Annotated in this window: 16 protein-coding genes; 8 read left to right on the forward strand and 8 right to left on the reverse strand. The window is 58.3% G+C overall.

The window, feature by feature from the left end; genetic code table 11:
• Window positions 1-281: 281 nt before the first annotated feature.
• On the reverse strand, window positions 282-1,193 hold the full coding sequence (locus BMX61_RS23640) for a LysR family transcriptional regulator (protein ID WP_075625363.1): 912 nt from the start codon (window positions 1,191-1,193) through the stop codon (window positions 282-284).
• A 146-nt stretch (window positions 1,194-1,339) separates the two neighbouring features.
• Between BMX61_RS23640 and BMX61_RS23645 the strand changes: the two genes are divergently transcribed.
• The 6 genes from BMX61_RS23645 (at window position 1,340) to BMX61_RS23670 (ending at window position 7,224) form a co-directional block, all read left to right on the forward strand.
• Entirely contained in the window at window positions 1,340-1,759 is a 420-nt protein-coding gene (locus BMX61_RS23645) for an alkaline phosphatase family protein (protein WP_234794808.1), read from the forward strand.
• Window positions 1,756-2,928, forward strand: coding sequence for an ABC transporter ATP-binding protein (locus tag BMX61_RS23650; protein WP_075625365.1), 1,173 nt, complete (start codon window positions 1,756-1,758; stop codon window positions 2,926-2,928). Before BMX61_RS23645 ends, BMX61_RS23650 begins: the two co-directional genes overlap by 4 nt.
• A gap of 155 nt (window positions 2,929-3,083) precedes the next feature.
• Complete coding sequence (locus BMX61_RS23655; protein WP_407703827.1) at window positions 3,084-3,899, forward strand: carbohydrate ABC transporter permease; 816 nt, start codon at window positions 3,084-3,086, stop codon at window positions 3,897-3,899.
• Complete coding sequence (locus BMX61_RS23660; protein ID WP_075625366.1) at window positions 3,896-4,741, forward strand: carbohydrate ABC transporter permease; 846 nt, start codon at window positions 3,896-3,898, stop codon at window positions 4,739-4,741. Before BMX61_RS23655 ends, BMX61_RS23660 begins: the two co-directional genes overlap by 4 nt.
• A 21-nt stretch (window positions 4,742-4,762) precedes the next feature.
• Window positions 4,763-6,025, forward strand: a complete 1,263-nt coding sequence (locus BMX61_RS23665; RefSeq protein ID WP_075625367.1) for an extracellular solute-binding protein — start codon at window positions 4,763-4,765, stop codon at window positions 6,023-6,025.
• Between the two features lie 50 nt (window positions 6,026-6,075).
• On the forward strand, window positions 6,076-7,224 hold the full coding sequence (locus tag BMX61_RS23670; RefSeq protein WP_075625368.1) for an aminotransferase-like domain-containing protein: 1,149 nt from the start codon (window positions 6,076-6,078) through the stop codon (window positions 7,222-7,224).
• On the opposite strand, the gene BMX61_RS23675 is transcribed toward BMX61_RS23670, so the two are convergent.
• The 6 genes from BMX61_RS23675 to aepX all read right to left on the reverse strand — a co-directional run bounded on the left by BMX61_RS23675 (window position 7,217) and on the right by aepX (window position 13,049).
• Window positions 7,217-8,329, reverse strand: coding sequence for an AbrB family transcriptional regulator (locus tag BMX61_RS23675; RefSeq protein ID WP_083639171.1), 1,113 nt, complete (start codon window positions 8,327-8,329; stop codon window positions 7,217-7,219). The genes BMX61_RS23670 and BMX61_RS23675 overlap by 8 nt on opposite strands.
• Window positions 8,329-9,438, reverse strand: a complete 1,110-nt coding sequence (locus BMX61_RS23680; RefSeq protein WP_075625370.1) for an aminotransferase-like domain-containing protein — start codon at window positions 9,436-9,438, stop codon at window positions 8,329-8,331. Before BMX61_RS23680 ends, BMX61_RS23675 begins: the two co-directional genes overlap by 1 nt.
• Window positions 9,438-10,046, reverse strand: coding sequence for a CDP-alcohol phosphatidyltransferase family protein (locus tag BMX61_RS23685; protein WP_075625371.1), 609 nt, complete (start codon window positions 10,044-10,046; stop codon window positions 9,438-9,440). The genes BMX61_RS23680 and BMX61_RS23685 overlap by 1 nt, the downstream gene beginning before the upstream one ends.
• A 25-nt stretch (window positions 10,047-10,071) precedes the next feature.
• Window positions 10,072-10,854 (reverse strand): phosphocholine cytidylyltransferase family protein, encoded by a 783-nt coding sequence (locus tag BMX61_RS23690; RefSeq protein WP_170855013.1) that lies wholly within the window; start codon window positions 10,852-10,854, stop codon window positions 10,072-10,074.
• Between the two features lie 30 nt (window positions 10,855-10,884).
• Entirely contained in the window at window positions 10,885-12,069 is a 1,185-nt protein-coding gene (locus BMX61_RS23695; RefSeq protein WP_075625372.1) for an aminotransferase class I/II-fold pyridoxal phosphate-dependent enzyme, read from the reverse strand.
• Window positions 12,070-12,140: 71 nt separating this feature from the next.
• Entirely contained in the window at window positions 12,141-13,049 is a 909-nt protein-coding gene (gene aepX / locus BMX61_RS23700; RefSeq protein ID WP_075625378.1) for a phosphoenolpyruvate mutase, read from the reverse strand.
• Between the two features lie 361 nt (window positions 13,050-13,410).
• Here aepX and BMX61_RS23705 point away from each other — a divergent pair, with 361 nt between their 5' ends.
• Window positions 13,411-14,154 carry a GntR family transcriptional regulator gene (locus BMX61_RS23705; protein ID WP_075625373.1) on the forward strand — a complete coding sequence of 248 codons (744 nt, stop codon included), beginning with the start codon at window positions 13,411-13,413 and terminating at the stop codon, window positions 14,152-14,154.
• 549 nt (window positions 14,155-14,703) lie between these two features.
• On the opposite strand, the gene BMX61_RS23715 is transcribed toward BMX61_RS23705, so the two are convergent.
• Window positions 14,704-15,399 carry a GntR family transcriptional regulator gene (locus BMX61_RS23715; protein WP_075625375.1) on the reverse strand — a complete coding sequence of 232 codons (696 nt, stop codon included), beginning with the start codon at window positions 15,397-15,399 and terminating at the stop codon, window positions 14,704-14,706.
• A 298-nt stretch (window positions 15,400-15,697) separates the two neighbouring features.
• Here BMX61_RS23715 and tnpA point away from each other — a divergent pair.
• Window positions 15,698-15,959: IS66-like element accessory protein TnpA (gene tnpA / locus BMX61_RS23720; protein ID WP_139199002.1), on the forward strand; the 262-nt coding region annotated here is incomplete at its 3' end.

The raw sequence follows: 15,959 nt of genomic DNA on the forward strand, positions 1-15,959 counted from the left end.
CAATTGGCACAGGCCACATGGCAGCCTAAAAGCGCAAACACCTATCAGTCGCCTCGGTCTCACCGGGGACAACCTCTTGAGGCTCCACAGCTAGTGATGAATGACACGGGCGCGATCCTTTGAAAGATGGCCGGACAAGTCCGTCTTTTGCGAATCCAAAGTTCCCAAAGATCCGCAAGGCTGAATGATCCCTGATCTTCAAAACCTTTAGAGCGGCAGCGCCTTAATGCCAAATCGCTGCATCGCAATTCTGAGGTTTGCCATCGAATTATGCGATGTTATCACCCTTGCGTCGCGCTCCGGCAGAGGCGCATAGCCCACCGGCAGAAGGCCCTGGACAGTTCGGAATTGTTGCCGCGATCCACAGCAAAGGCGAGGTAGCGCATGCCGCTGGCGACCCGTGTTTCCGGGATAACCGTCAGCAGGCCGTCTCGCACGAGTTGGCTGACGACGATCTCAGGCGCGACCAGCAGGCTCTTCCCCGTGGTCACTGCGGGCAGAGCGAGATAGTGATGATCGTAGCGTGCACCTGACTGGATGTCCTTTGAAGTCAGGCTCATGCCTCTCAACCAAGTCGGAAGAATATCCGGGCGCGAGGTGATGGTGATGATCGGCATAGAGCCGATTGCCGACCGCTCCTTCCCCCCCACGTAGTGGGACGCTCCGACGCAAACGAGTTGCTCATTGTAGATTTCCCAATGGTCGGATGGCTCGGTAATCGATAGATCACGCGTCAGGAGGACGTCGAAGCTATCCGAAGACGTGGGCATCGCCAGCGAACTGACAAGATCCACGATGACGCCGCCATAGTCTGAGGAGAACGACTGGAGGTTAGGGACCAGCAGCGTGTAGGCCAGGGTCGTCAGCGAGGTTCTGACGACGAGCCGATTGGGTTGGCTTTGCGAACGCCGGCGCATCCTCTGGGTCGTGTAGCAGATCGTATCCAGCGGCTCGGAAACCGTGTTGACGAACAGCCTTCCGAACTCCGTGAGTTCGTTGCGTCGTCCACGTCGTTCCATGATCGTCGCGCCGAGATAGTCCTCAAGGATCGCAAGATAGCGACTAACCGAACTCTGCGTCGTGTTGAGCGCCTTGGCGGCCCGCGTTAAGCTCCCTTCACGCGCAATGTATATGACGGCGCGGATGGCGTTGAGGGGGACATCCGGTTCTTCCGGGGATGCTGAGGGGGACATCACGCGCCCTTTCAAAAAATTTCTTCAGCGATTAATCCACATATTATTCTACACCATCTCATTTTTCGATATCTGTCACAAGTCGTTTGCTTCCCCTCGCTACAGCTTTCGCCAACGATTGCGAGACGCGCGAGGAGCCTTTGAGCGTGACAAAATTCTTCATTGCGGGGCTACGGCCAGACCTGATCTCAGCAGATTGCACACCCGATCTCATGCGCTTGAAGTCTCTAGGGCCCACACTGTCTCATCATCCCACGATCTATCCGAACGAAACGCGCGTCGCCTTTCTGAGCTTCGTCACCGGCGCTGGACCGAATAAACATGGCATGGTCGGTAACAAGTCTGTCGACCGTCAGACCGTCCCGCCTCGCTCTATCGATCGGGTCTATGCCGATCTTCTTCATTGCCGTGATCTCGAAATCGGCGAAGGCCTCATGACGACCCACACACTTGGCGAATGCCTTCATGGGGCGCGTTCATGTCAAGGCAACGACCTATCTCGAAGGCAGAACCGCCTTCCTTCACGCACCCTGTCCATCCATGATTTAGAGGCAGCCGAACAATGAGCATCAGCCTGAGTGCGATCACCAAATCGTTCGGCAAAAATTCAGTCCTCAAAGAGATTTCGCTCGATATTGCGGATGGTGAGTTCCTGACCTTGCTCGGCCCCTCTGGCTGCGGGAAGTCGACCTTGCTGCGCATCCTGGCCGGGCTCGAACTGCAATCCAGCGGGACGGTCTCCATCGGCGGCCGCACGGTCGATGGCGTCCGCCCGAAGCGACGCGACGTGGCCATGGTGTTTCAATCCTACGCGCTCTATCCGCATATGACGGTGGCCGAAAACATGGCGCTGCCCTTGAGAATGCGGGGCCTGAATGCCTGGCAGCGGCTGCCTCTCGTCGGCCGTCTTCTTCCGGGGACGCGGATCGCGAAGCGGCAGATCGAGGAGGAGGTCAGGCGGACCGCCGATGCCTTGAGCATCGGCCCTCTGCTCGATCGTAAACCAGGGCAGCTCTCGGGCGGTCAGCGCCAGCGCGTCGCGCTCGGGCGCGCCATGGTGCGTCAGCCGACCGTCTTCCTCATGGACGAGCCGCTGTCGAATCTCGACGCGAAGCTGCGCGTGCAGATGCGCGCCGAGATCAAGGAGCTGCACAGCCGGCTCGGCGTCACCTTCGTCTATGTCACGCACGACCAATCGGAGGCGATGACGCTCTCCAACCGCGTCGCGGTGATGCTGGACGGGGAGTTGCTGCAGGTGGCGCCGCCGCACGAGATCTATGCCGATCCGGACGATCGCCGCGTGGCCGAGTTCATCGGGTCGCCGAAGATCAACATGCTCGCCGGCACCGTGCGCGAGCGTGGTCGCATCGATGCTGCCGGCACGACGCTGTCTGCCGTTCTCGATATGCCCGTCGGCACGTTGGTTGCCGTCGGCATCCGGCCGGAAGCCTTCCACCTGACACATCATGCCGGCGCCGGCAGTTTTGCGGGCACCGTCCGCCTCGTTGAACACATGGGATCCGACCTCTTCGTCCATCTCGATGTTCGGGGACAGGGCGAACCTTTGATTGCCCGGCTGCTCGCCGAGCGGGCGCCGCATGTCACGATCGGCCAGACCCTGCATCTCGCAGCCGATCTCGATCGCGTGCTCCTTTTCGACGAAGCGGGCCGGCGAATTCGCACGACGCGTGAGGGCAGGGGAGCATCGGTCGCGCGGTTGCGGGAGATGGCATGATGGCCGGGATCCTGTCTGTTCCAGACCATCTGCGCCGACGGCGAGCGACGTCCACGCGACCCCCCGATGCGACTGTGGAGCATGCTGTGCGTGGACACCGCCATGCTGACATCGCCACCGCTTGGTCGCTGGCAGGTCCCGCCCTCATTCTGCTTATGGCGCTGTTCTTTCTACCCGTCCTCACTGTCTTCGTGATCGCGCTCACGGACTGGCAGTTCGGCGCGAGTTCCCTCTCTTTCGTTGGCCTCGCCAATTTCCGAGAGGTCTTCGCCGACCAAGGCTTCCACGCATCCTTCCTCAATACAATCCTTTACGTCCTGATCGTCGTGCCCGGCACCATCTTGCTCGGGCTCGGAATCGCGCTGCTGATCGAGAGCGGCAAGTCCTGCCGCGCCTTCTATCGCGCCCTTCACTTTCTTCCCTTTATGGCGACCTTGACGGCCATGGCGATCGCCTGGGAGGCGCTCCTGCACCCCACGATCGGGCTCGTCAACCAGACGCTCGCCGGTTTCGGGCTGCCGACGGCCAACTGGCTGCGCGACGAACACACCGTGCTGCCGGTGCTTGCCGTCATCGGGATCTGGCAGAACCTCGGCTATGCGATGGTTCTGTTCCTTGCCGGCCTCAAGGCGATCCCACAGGATCTCTATGATGCGGCCGACGTCGATGGCGCCGATGCCTGGCTCGATCGCCTTCGCACGGTGACCCTGCCGATACTTGGCCCGGTCACGATGTTCGTGTCCATCGTCGTGGCACTGAAGGCCTTTGAGACCTTCGACACCGTTCAGGTGCTGACTCAAGGCGGACCAGAGCACGCCTCCGAGATGCTGCTCTACACCCTCTACCGCGAGAGCTTCCAATATCTGCGCACCGGCTATGGTTCGGCTGTGGCCGTCGTCTTCCTTGCCATCGTCGTCGCCTTGACCCTGGTCCAGGCGCGCCTCATGGACAGAAAGGTCCACTACCAATGAGCGCTGCATCGTCCACCACTCGACTATCAGCCCCTGGGCTCCTGCGGCATGCCGTTCTGCTGGCAACCGCCGCGCTGGTCCTCATTCCCTTCGTCTGGATGGTTTCGCTTTCGATCAAGCCCCCGGGCGAGATCTTTCGCACCGGCTTCTCGTTCTGGCCTCACCAATTCTACGGCTTCGAAAACTACGCGAAAGCGATGACCGAGGCACCTTTGCCGCGTTATATGTTGAACGGTGTCATCGTCTGCACGTTGATCGTGTTGCTGCAGATTTTGGTGTGCGCACCCGCCGCATACGCGTTAGCAAAGCTTGATTTCCCCGGGCGCGGCCTGCTGTTTGGGATGGTACTTGTCGCACTAATTCTGCCTCACGAAGTTCTCGCTCTGCCGCTCTTCGTGCTCGGCTACAAACTCGGCATTCTCAACACCTATGCCGCTCTCATTTTCCCCTATGTCGTTTCGCCCTTCGGTATCTTTCTCTTCCGCCAGTTCTTCAAGACCATTCCCGACGACGTCGTCCATGCCGCCCGCCTGGACGGTCTGAATGAACTCGCCATCGTCTGGAAGGTCATGTTGCCCATGGCGGTTCCGGCCATCATTGCCTTCGCGATCTTCTCGGTTGTCTCCCATTGGAACAGCCTGTTCTGGCCGCTGATCGCCGTGCGCGACCAAGCATTGATGCCGCCCCCGCTCGGCATCATGGCCTTCAGGAACGAGGAGGCCGGCAACGACTACGGCCCCCTCATGGCCGCCGCTACCATCGTCGTCGCGCCTCTCGTCATTGCTTTCCTCGCCGCCCAGACATGGTTCGTCGAGGGGATGACCGGCGGCGCGGTCAAATAATATGGTCCAGGGAAAACAGTGATGAAAAGTTTTCACAAAACGATCGTCTCGATCGCCGCCGCCATGATCTTTGCCAGCGCATCGAATGCGCAGGACCAAGCGCTTCAGATTTCCGCCGCTCCGTCGATTTATCGGGGTGCCTATGAGAGCCTTGTGAAAGCATTCGAAGCCAGTCATCCGGACATAAAGGTTCTCCTTGCTCCGCCGGTCCGTGAAGACGAGGAGTTGCTGCAAAACACGTTGCGCTCGGCCATCACAGGGCAACTGCCAGACATTCTCTTCATCAGCCCCAATGTCCTTCGGCCTTTGATCGATCACAAGGTTGCGGTGGATTTGGCGACAGTCGGCGGCTCTGCGGACACGGTTTCGAAACTGGGGCTCGTGGCTGGCGCAACAGAGGTCGGAACTGTCGACGGCAGATTATACGCGCTGCCTTTAGGCGTGTCGGTTCCGATCATTGCTTACAACGCCGATCTGGTCGCAAAAGCGGGAGGCAATGTCGACGATTTTCCGCAAAGCTGGGAGGGCATCATTTCTCTCATGAATAATGTCGCCAAGCTGGACGGCAAGCTTGGCGGGTTCATGGAATATGACAATACGGGAAATTGGACTTACAAAGCCGTCGTCTCAACCCTCGGAGGCTCGATGATGAGCCTAGACGGGCGAAGCGTCGCTTTCGACAGTGCTGAAGGACGTCAGGCTTTCAAGGTCTTGGAAGCGTTTGGTAGAGCAGGTCAGGCGAAGGCGGATATGAGCCGCGATCAGGCTCGCCAAGCTTTTGCAGCAGGGACTATAGGGATTCTCGTCACCTCAAGCGGGGCATTGCCAAGCCTGGAAAAGCAGTCCGCCGGCAAATTTGCGCTGAGAGCAAGTCCATTGCCTTTGGAAGAGGATGTTGCGCGTGTTCCTGCGGCGGGAACCGTTCTCGTGATCACCGCCAAAGATCCGGCCAAAAAGGCTGCAGCCCTTGAATTTTTGACATATGCCGTCAGCGCAGACGCGCAGACGATCATTGGAAAAATGACCGGTCTTCTGGCGGTCAACCAGACCGCATTGACCGATCCTGCACGTCTCGGCGAGCAGACCCAACAAAGACCGAACCAGAAAGCCGCTATCGCCGAAATGGGACGATTGACGGAATGGTACGCATTCCCCGGCGAAAATTCGGTCAAGATCACAGAGGTGATCAAAAATTATCTTCGCGCCGTGTTGACCCTCAAACGGTCTCCCGATGACGCCCTCACCGCAATGAAATCGGATGTCGAGGCGCTTTTGCCGCGATAGGGCCGAAGAAACGGCCGTGCTTCAGGAACACTGCAAGGAAGGGTAAAGGTATGGACGCTGTCCTCTCGCATGCGAATGCAACGCCGGAATCGCTGGCATCCTGGCAGGCGATCGATCTTTCCCGCTCCATACCGCCACAGCCGTCGCTGTTTACGCCCATGCTTCAGGAATCTCTGGAAAGACTTGCCTGCCGGCGCGATATCGGGCTGCTTTTGCGCAACAGCACGGCAGGCGGCACGGCAGGAGATCGAAGCGCTGCCAGACTTTGGCTCAGGTCGCGTTTGCCGTTGGACATGTTGGACGAACGCGTGCTGGTGTGTAACGGCACGCAGGCGGCGCTGCTCCTGTTGTTCGAGGCACTCGTGGGCCAAGGAGGGCTGCTTGCGGCAGAAGCGCTCTCCTATGGGGTATTGTCGCAGTTGGCCGCACGCGCGCATATCCGGGTTTGCGGGGTCGAGCTGGATGATCACGGAATAGATCCGTCGTCCTTCGAGGCCGTATGTAGGCGTCATCGCCCGAAAGCCCTCTACTGCAACCCGACAGTTCACAATCCCACGGCATCCATCATGCCGGAGGATCACAGACAGGCAATTGTCGACATTGCAAGACATTACGGTGTCGCGATCATCGAAGACGAACCACTTGGCTGCCTTCATCCCGAGGCGCCGGCTCCGATCGCGGCGATGGCACCGGACATCACTTGGTATGTCGCCGGTGTCACCAAAGGCCTGGCTCATGGTTTTCGCATAGCCTATCTCGTCGGTCCGTCCGAACGCGAGATACAAGAGATTGCTTCTGCCGTGGGCCGGTTATCCTATTGGTTTCCGTCGGCTCTGTCTGCAGCAGTGCTGCGGGACTGGATCGAGTCCGGTTCTGCCGACCAGATCCGGACGGCCATTTCCGAAGAGGCCAAAATTCGACAGAAGATGGCTTCGGATATTTTGGTAGGTCTGGACCTGACACTTCGGGAGGGCGCCCTTCATGGCTGGCTCATGCTTCCCCAAAAGCTCGACCGGCGAGAGCTCGTCCAGAAATTGGCTCAAAACAACGTCTTTATTCGCCAATCCGATGCTTTTGCCGTAGAGCCTCATCGTCGTCAGGTCAACGCTGTGCGCATTTCCTTGAGCAGTCCTCTTGATCGACAGGATGTCGTGCGAGGTCTGGGCGCCATTGCGAAAGAATGCCAGGCGTCTATGTAAGGCTAACGCCCGAGGTGGCGCGTGCCGATTTTTCGGCCCGCACGCGGCGCTCGAAGAAATCTGCTGCAACCGGCAGGGCGACGCTGAGCAGGATCAGACGCAGGACTTGATGCGTGGCGACATAAAGCGAATCCATCCCCAGGAGGATGGCCGCCGCAATCAGGGCATCAAGACCACCAGGCGCAAAAGCCATAAGCACCTGGCTCCAGTGCAGGCCGCTGACGAGGGTCAAGGCAAGGCTCCCCGCCGTGGCAATCGCTGTCGCGACGAAGAGAGACAGGGTTGACGGAAGGATCAACTGCACAAGGTCGCGCCATCCCATACCTGAAAACCGCGACCCGACGTTTGACGATATGACAATGCAGGCTGGAGCGATCAGGGCGTCCCCCCAGTTTCCATCCAAGGAGAAATGCGTGTGAACGATGCAACTGACGATGATGCCGCTGAAAAGCATCGCTGTTGGCTCTTTGATCCATCGCAGTCGTCGAAGCGCAAGCCCGCCTGCCAGGGAGAACAGAAAGACCAACAGACCGATCCCGAGCAAACGTGAGGACGGAAGGATTGTCGCAGCCTTGGTGGGACCAACGATGCTTGGCAAAGCGATCATGACTGCAAGAACGCGCAGCAACTGGACGATGGTCACTTTTGTAACGTCTGCCCCGGCTTGAGACGACATTGCAAGCACTATTCCAAGGGCACCGGGTGACGATGCCCAGAATGCCGTGGGCAGATCCCAATGGAAAATTCGCCGCAATGCGTAATAGGAACCGGCAAACATCGCTGCAACAGTGACGGTCATTCCGGCGAGGCTTAAAGGCCAGGTTGCGATGAGACGAAGGTCGCTGACACCGACGCGCGATCCGATCGACATCCCGAGCGCGACAGAAGACGCCCTGATAAGCAGCCTCGGCGGCCCCGCAAAAGGTCGCATCAAGGCTACAAAGGTCGTGAGGCAAATTCCGCCGATAAGCCATGGTGCTGCAATGCCGAAGAGACTTGCGATTGCACCGCCTGCAGCGGCGTAACACAAACCGACGTGACGCCCGCCTTCACGACGCCAGTGCTGACACGATCTGACGCTTGCTCGTTGACCGTCGTTCGTCATCACGATGCGAGTTTTCTCAGAGAGGCCAACCCGACCTCGAGTTGCTGATCCGTGTCGGGTGTCGTCAGGGCTATTCGTACGGCCGCGGGCGTGTCGCCATCTTTGTCGACTGCGAACATTCCGGCTTCTCGGACCAGTATTCCTTGAGCCTTGGCGGCAGCGGTAAAATCGGGCGCAGACCAGCGAGATGGAAGTGGAAGCCAGATGTGCAGACCACCTGGTTGAGACAGGAACACGACATCGTGCAAGACGCGTTGCGCGAGCCTTTGGCGGTTGCGAATCTGCTCCATGATCGCATCTGCAATAGCGTCGGCCCGGCCTTCGCTGATCAGTCTCGTGGCGACATCGGCCGCAAGCGCCGATGGAAACCAGAAGGAATGGCTTGCCGCAGATTGAACGAGCGCCGTGGCCGCCTCCTGCGATGGCGCTGCCAGATAAGCGATTTTCAAGCCGAGCGAGATGCACTTCGACAGGCTTTGTATATACCAGACGATGTCCGGAGCGAAGCTTGCCAGGGGTGGTGGGGCTGCCACATGAAGAGCCCCAAGGACGTCGTCTTCGATCACGACAAGATCAAAGCGTCTGGCGACCTCGACGATATCCTGCCTGCGTCTTGACCCCATTATTGCTGTGGTCGGATTATGGACAGTCGGGTTGCAGAAAAGTCCTTTCGGTCGGAAGCGGCGACATGCTTCCTCCAGGGCTTCCGGAACAAGACCCTCGGTATCGATTGCGACCGGTTCCACGCGAATATCAAACCGCCGCGCCAAAGAGCATAAAACAGGGTAGGTCAAGGTTTCGGCCAGCAGGACTTCTCCTCGACCGATCCGTTCATAAAACAACAATCCTAGCAGACTCTGCGTGCCATTGCTGACGATGACCCGATCCTTGTTCGGCGCCTGAGTGAGACGTCTCTTGAGCCATTGGGCCGCATGATGCCGATCGATGGCATGGCCCGAAAACCGGTTCTGGCGAATAGAAGACGACACGGCGTTCGACCCGGCCATGGCTTTCAATGTTAGGGACAATGCTGTCTCAAGCTCCGCAGGAACCGGCGGAAGAGCACGCGAAAGATCGATCGTCGTTGCAACATTTTGAAATTGTAACATTACAGACATCCTCTCTGCGCGAGAGCGATCGATGCGGATAGGGCAAAGAGCGTAATCGCCAAATACATGAGGCGGTTTGGGGACGGCACCCGGATCGAGGCGATATGAGCGATGGCCAGAGCCAGGAAGCCGACATCGGCGATCAGCAGGAAGGTCGCTGGTTCGAAGAGGGGTCGTGCCAGGAACAAAGCCGCAAGAAGCGGGATGTCGTAGGACAGAGGCACGCCGAGGAAGCGACCGTCTTCGGATTTGCCGAAATTGGCGAAATAGCTCAGCCTGATCGTGCCGGCGAGGACAAGCGCGGTGGCGATGACGAACGAGAGAGGCGATGCAGCGTTGACCTGGACCAGAATGATCGCGGGCAAGAGCGCGCCGTAGATAATGTCGCCGAACCCGTCGAGGCTCTTGCCCATCTTCGCCGTGTCAGCCGATCGATTGCGCGTGCGCCCTGCTACGACACCATCAAGGTGATCCGCCAGAACGGCCCACAAGGCCGCCGCGACAGACAGATCAAGGCGTCCCGCAAGCGCCAGATAAAGCGCGATTGAGGAGAACAGCAGCCCTGCCGTGGTAATGGCATTGGCCGGATCAACGAGATAGCGCAACATGTTCAGGGTTCTCCGGGATCGATCTTCAGCAGGCGATTTCGCGAGCGGTCTGGAAAATCGCCTCAGCCAGCCGCAGATCCTCCTGGCTGTCGATCTCGTACCATTTGAGCGCGTCACAGCGCGCCGCGGCAAGGCGCAGGCCGCGATGGGCAATGAGATTGGCGAAGAGTTCTTCGGTATAGGCGGTTACCGCGCCCGCGCTGATCAAGTCGTCGAGGTAAGGTACGATCTTGGAGCGCAAGTCCGCGCTTGAGAGCCGGATCAGGTTCATTGTCTTGAAAAGCTGCGGCGCGCCATCATCCAGATTGGCGACGGTCTGCTTCATGCGGAACTCAACGATGTAACCATTGTCGGCGAGCACGACGGCGGAACCTTCCATGGATGCATCGAAGGGTGCAACCGCGGCGACATTGGCCGCATCACCGAGCGTTAGATAGCGTAACGCGTCGAGTTCGAAAAAGACGTCGCCCTCAAGGAGATAGGTGTCGCCCTTCAACAGCGCCTCACGCGCCAGCCACAGCGAATAGGCGCTGCCCGTCTTGTCGTAGACGCTGGACTCCACATAGGTAATGTCGAGCTTCCCAAAGCGCCTGCCGCAAGCATATTGGATCGCGTCCTTGCGGTAGCCGACGACGATCGTGACGTCCTCGACGCCAACAGCTTGGAGATTGCGCAGAGCATTGAAAAGGATCGGCGTGCCGCCGACCTCGACGAGCGGCTTGGGGCGCAGATCCGTCAGCGGGCGCAGACGCGAACCAAAACCGGCAGCAAGGATGACGGCCTTCTTTGGGGCAGGCAATGCGGACATGACAGTTCACCTTTCTCAGGGTTCGATGGCTTAAATCCTTGGTTGATTGTTCAGGCATTGGACGAGGCGCCCCAGGCCCGCCTCGAGGAGGGCGGGCGGAATGCCATAAGAAAGGCGAAGACCGGTCGGATCGCCAAAGGCAGTGCCGGAGACGCCGGCGACGCCAGCTTCAGCGAGCAGAAGATTGACGATGTCGTCGGCCGTCTTGCCTGAGCCTGCCGGCAGAATATCGGCCAGATCGAGGTAGAAGTAGAACCCGCCATCGGCCTTGGGCTTAGCTACGGTGTGCAGGCCGGAAAGAGCGGAGAGCCCGACCTGGCGCGCAGTGACCAGCTGGCGGCGCAGCTGCGCCTCATAGGCGCCGTCCCCCTCTTTCAGGTGGCGCAGAACGGCATGCTGGGCAATGACGTTCGGGTTTGAAGTCGTGTGGCTCTGCAGCGCCTTGACTGCTGAGATGACGTCCTTCGGCGCGGCCATGTAACCGATACGCCATCCGGTCAGCGCCAATGATTTCGAGAAGGCGTTGATGATGATGGTCCGCGAGCGGACCTCCGGCACCAGCGAAACGATTGGATGGTGCGCCTGACCGTCATAGGTGAAATCTGCATAGCATTCGTCGAAGATGATCCAGAAGTTTCGCTCGATCGCCAGCCGGGCGATCCCCCGCAATGTGTCGGCATCATAGACGGCGCCCGTTGGATTGTTCGGCGTGTTGATGACGATGGCGCAAGTGAGCGATGTCACTGCCCGCTCGATATCCGCGATGCTGGGCACGTAGCTGTTCGCCCGCGTGTCGATATGCACCGGCGTTCCGCCGGCGAACTGCACCTGAGCGGGAAACGTGGTCCAGTAGGGTGCCGGAATGATCACTTGGTCACCGGGGTTTATCAGCACCATGGAGGCGTCGAACAGCGCCTGCTTGGCACCGCTGGTCACGGCAATCTCATCAGTTTGCCAAACCTCCCCAGTTTCGCGCGAGACTTTACGTGCGAGCGCCTCGCGCAATTCAGCCAGGCCGACCGTATCGGTATAACGGTTGACGCCTTTGCGGATCGCCTCTACGGCGCCGTCGCGGATCGTGGGGGCGAGATCGCTCCAAATTTCGCCGGCGGTCAGATCGATGATCTCCTTACCTGCATCGGCTGCAGCCTTGACGGCAGCTCGCGCCGCGGCCGTGCCCGACGATTTGAACATGCCTGTCCGTTGCGCCAGCATGTGCGCCTCCCTGGTCAGATTGTTTACGATGTGTTTCTGCGGGTCCCTTCAGCGCCTGCCTGCGCTTGGCCTCACGCGCGTTTGGGAAGATACCGATCTTCTGCGGCCGACAGCTCGTCGTAGTTCAAAAGGCCAAAAACCTCTTCGAGGGTGGCAACCTCCGGCTCGACGCCAGCGATGCTTTCCTCAGCCAGGATCCGGCCACATGTGGCACGCATTGCCGAGATCGCCGCGCGCATATTGTGATTGGCCCAAATGACCGTCGAGATCTTCGCCTCGCGATAGGCCGAGACTGGGGTCTGGTAGTACTTAGTCGGAACGATCACGATCGGCAGCTTGTCAGCCCACTGACGCGCAAAATCGAGGATCTCACCGGCATCGCTCTTGCGCGAGTGGATGAGGATTGCGTCGGCACCGGCCTCGGCATAAGCGTCTGCGCGCACGAGAGCCTCATCGAGGCCGTATCCAGCGATCAGCGCCTCGATGCGGGCAACCAGAACCATATCTGGCACGGTGTCTTTGACCGCCTTGAGCCGGCCTGAAAACTCGTCGCTGTCGGCAAGCGGGTGGCGATTTCCGACGAAGGAGTTCATCTTCGGAAAGCCCTTATCCTCCAGGCAGACGCCCGACGCGCCTCGCTGCTGAAGCTTGGCTGCCAGCAACCGGGCATTGTTGAAATTGCCGAAACCGGAATCTCCATCGACAAGGATGGGCAGGCTGCTGGCGTCGGCCATGCGCTCGACGACATCGACCACCTGGGTCCAGGACGCTTCATTGGCGTCGCGGTAGCCGAGGCTCGAGGAAATCGAGAGACCCGACGCCCAGAGCCCTCGAAAGCCGGCTCTAGCCGCTATCGCTGCCGAGAGGCCATCATGAGCTTCCATGAGATATGTCAGTTCGTTCGACTGAATTAAATTCGATAAAGTCTCTCGTGTGTTGGGGGCTACTGAAGCAACACTTGCGGATCTATGGGGTAGCATGTGGTTCATTGTCACACCTCCTTCATAAATCGCCACGATAGTATCAATCAGTTTTCAGTCAATAATAAACTTCAAGCGAAACCAATGTGTTGCTGATCATTGAGCAACCACCTCCGTCCGATCTCTAGCTTCGTGGCGCTCACTTAGATGCAAGGTAACTCGTTGTGCAGCATCATTATAATGATCGATATAGCGGCTGTTATAATCACGGTATATCAGCCATTATAACGCGAATATATCGCGCATTATAATCTTCGCGCTCAACTCGACTGCAATCGTCATGCCTCCGACATGGCTGTATGAGGCGGTACGATTCCATTTCTATTCGTCATGAAGGATTGCCACAGGGAGCGGGAAGGGAATGGATTCCATCGAAGGGAAACCAGGTAGTGAGGCGAGCAAGGCAACCTCAGGCGATTCAATCTACCGAAGACTGCGCGATCGAATTGTCGCTCATGATATTCTGCCGGGACAACGTCTGGATGTACGGCGTCTAGCTGAGGATTTCAAAATCAGCCCCATCCCCGTGCGCGATGCGATCAATCGTTTGACGGGTGAAGCTCTCGTGCATCACGTCCCCTCACGTGGCTATTTTGCGCGTTCGTTCTCCGCTCCGGACCTCATTGAGGCCTATGATATGATTTTCGCGCTCCTGCGGCATGCGGTACAGCTATCGACCAGGCCGTTCGAGTTCACGGGTCTTCCGGTCCGTCCGAATTCTCTCGATTTGGCAGACGATCTTCCTCAGGCGCACAAAGAGGAACTTGCCAAGCAGTACATGATTTTTAAGGAGGCGCTGTTCGAGCGGATCGCAGGGTTAAGCGGCAGCCATACGGCTGTTTCGGTCGCTCGATATTTCCTCAACAGGACAAATTACGCGAGAACGCGCGACCTGCTCGACCCCTCTTACATGAGTGTCTTGGACCCGCAAATAGATGCGCTGTTTTCGGCGCTCGTCACACGAGATCGCAACGCAGTCCTGATCGCACTTGAAAAGCTGATGGGTGACAAAATGTACCGATTGCCGCGACTTGCTTCTGAAATCGAAGAGCAGATTTTGATTGCAGAGGCCCAAAATCACGCGAGGAACAGCCTGGACATATAAGACCTGAGTTAAAGAACATGTCTGCAAAGCTGAATAATGGCTGATGAATCGAAGCCATACGACGCTCTATCTTTTGCCATCGGACATCTCGCGAATTCTTCACGATGTCGACTTCGCGTTCTTGATCCCAAAACATGGGATCACCTGCAACGATGGCGGCTTCTCCCCAACAGCCCTGCGCTCGCCGTTCGAGATCTCGCTTAGCACAGAGGGGATGAAAAATGGATACTAGTGCTGAGACGTTCGATGGCGCCTTCGCAAGCGATCCCGAGCGCCTTGAAAGTGGATCGCGTATTTGACGGATGCCTTGCTGATGATCAGCGCCGCGTGCAGCGTCAGCAAGCGAACTCGCGCGCTACGTCGGGCGGAGTCCGAGAACCCTGTCAGTTAGAAGAAAGGTGCACGGGTCGTTCTCGGCCCTGCAGACGCGCAAGTTCAATTGGCGAAAGTAAATGTATTGACGCGGCCCGACCCGCGATTTTAGCGCTACGCCAAACGGTTGCCGGACCTTGCAAAGCGTTTTCAGGAAATGGACTAAAGCCGGACGTTCTAGACTGAGATGTAGACGCCGTTCTGCGCACGCCTCACGCGTGTGAGAGCTTCATTATAGGCGGAATAGGAGCAAAGCAGCCGCGCTTCTTCATTTATGTGCAGCGTCTCGATGCTGGCTAAGGCCCTGGGGAAATCGCCTTCCGCAATCTCGGATGCGATTTTTGCCAAACTAGCCGCGACGTTGTAAGCGGCCTGGTGATCGCGAGAGACGGTGCGACGAAAGGCCAGCGTGCGGTCCAAAATCCGGATCAGATGCCATCGCGCCTCTCGATGATAGCACCGACGGATCAATCGGCGTAGAACCGCCTCCACCCACCAGAATGCCCGAGAATGATCCGCGCATGTTGATAGTTTGTCCCGGCACCGGTTTGCAGCAGAGACAATCCCGGCAGGTTTTGGACGAAGACATGGGTCTGGGCTCTGCAGGCCAAAGATCGCGATCCCGCGACTGATCGCGCAGGCTTGGGCGAGGTCGATCCGAGACAAGCTTCGGGCGAAGAATCCTTCTCCCGAAACGAAGTCGATTAAACCTTCATGCGAGATGCGAAACAGCGCCTCTCGCACGGGGACCTGACTGACATCAAGTCGATCGGATATTGCGCGGACGTTGAGCGGCACGATATCCGATAGCACGTTACGTGTAACATACTGTTTGACATAGCGATATGTCCGGCCCTGCGCGTGATGCCTCATTTCATTTCTCTACTAAGGTCACGTGAGATTGATCCGCAAATGTCCGTCGACGTGCTGGCGGAAGGTATATGCGTGAGGGATGATAAACCTCTGGGCGAATAGGGCGCAACCTAAGAGATTATGTTTTCACGGCCAGGATGAAAATTTGCCGGATGCGAGCTCGCGAAGCACTTGATTATATCTTTGCGCGATTTCATCCGCAGCTCGGCAACGAAGCAGCGTAAGCCCCCGGTGAGGGCCGCCTTGCGATGACGGTCTTCTGACTGGCAGTCCTAGTGGTAACGCTAGGAGTAGTCATATGACGAAGCATCCCATCGAGGTGATCACATCTGTAGAGCGCCGTCGGCGCTGGACACATGAGGACAAGGCGCGGCTCGTCGCGGCCTGCTTTGAGCCGGACGCGGTTATCTCCGAGATTGCCCGCGCGGCCGGTATCCATGTCAGTCAGTTGTTCCGCTGGCGCAAGGAGCTTTGCCAATCGGACGAACCAGCAAAACAGGCGACCACGACCTTGGTGCCGGTTATCTTATCGGATGCAGCGCAGCCCGCGTCCACAGAAG

Origin of the sequence: Xaviernesmea oryzae (genome assembly GCF_900109605.1) — a bacterium.
Lineage (GTDB): Bacteria > Pseudomonadota > Alphaproteobacteria > Rhizobiales > Rhizobiaceae > Xaviernesmea > Xaviernesmea oryzae.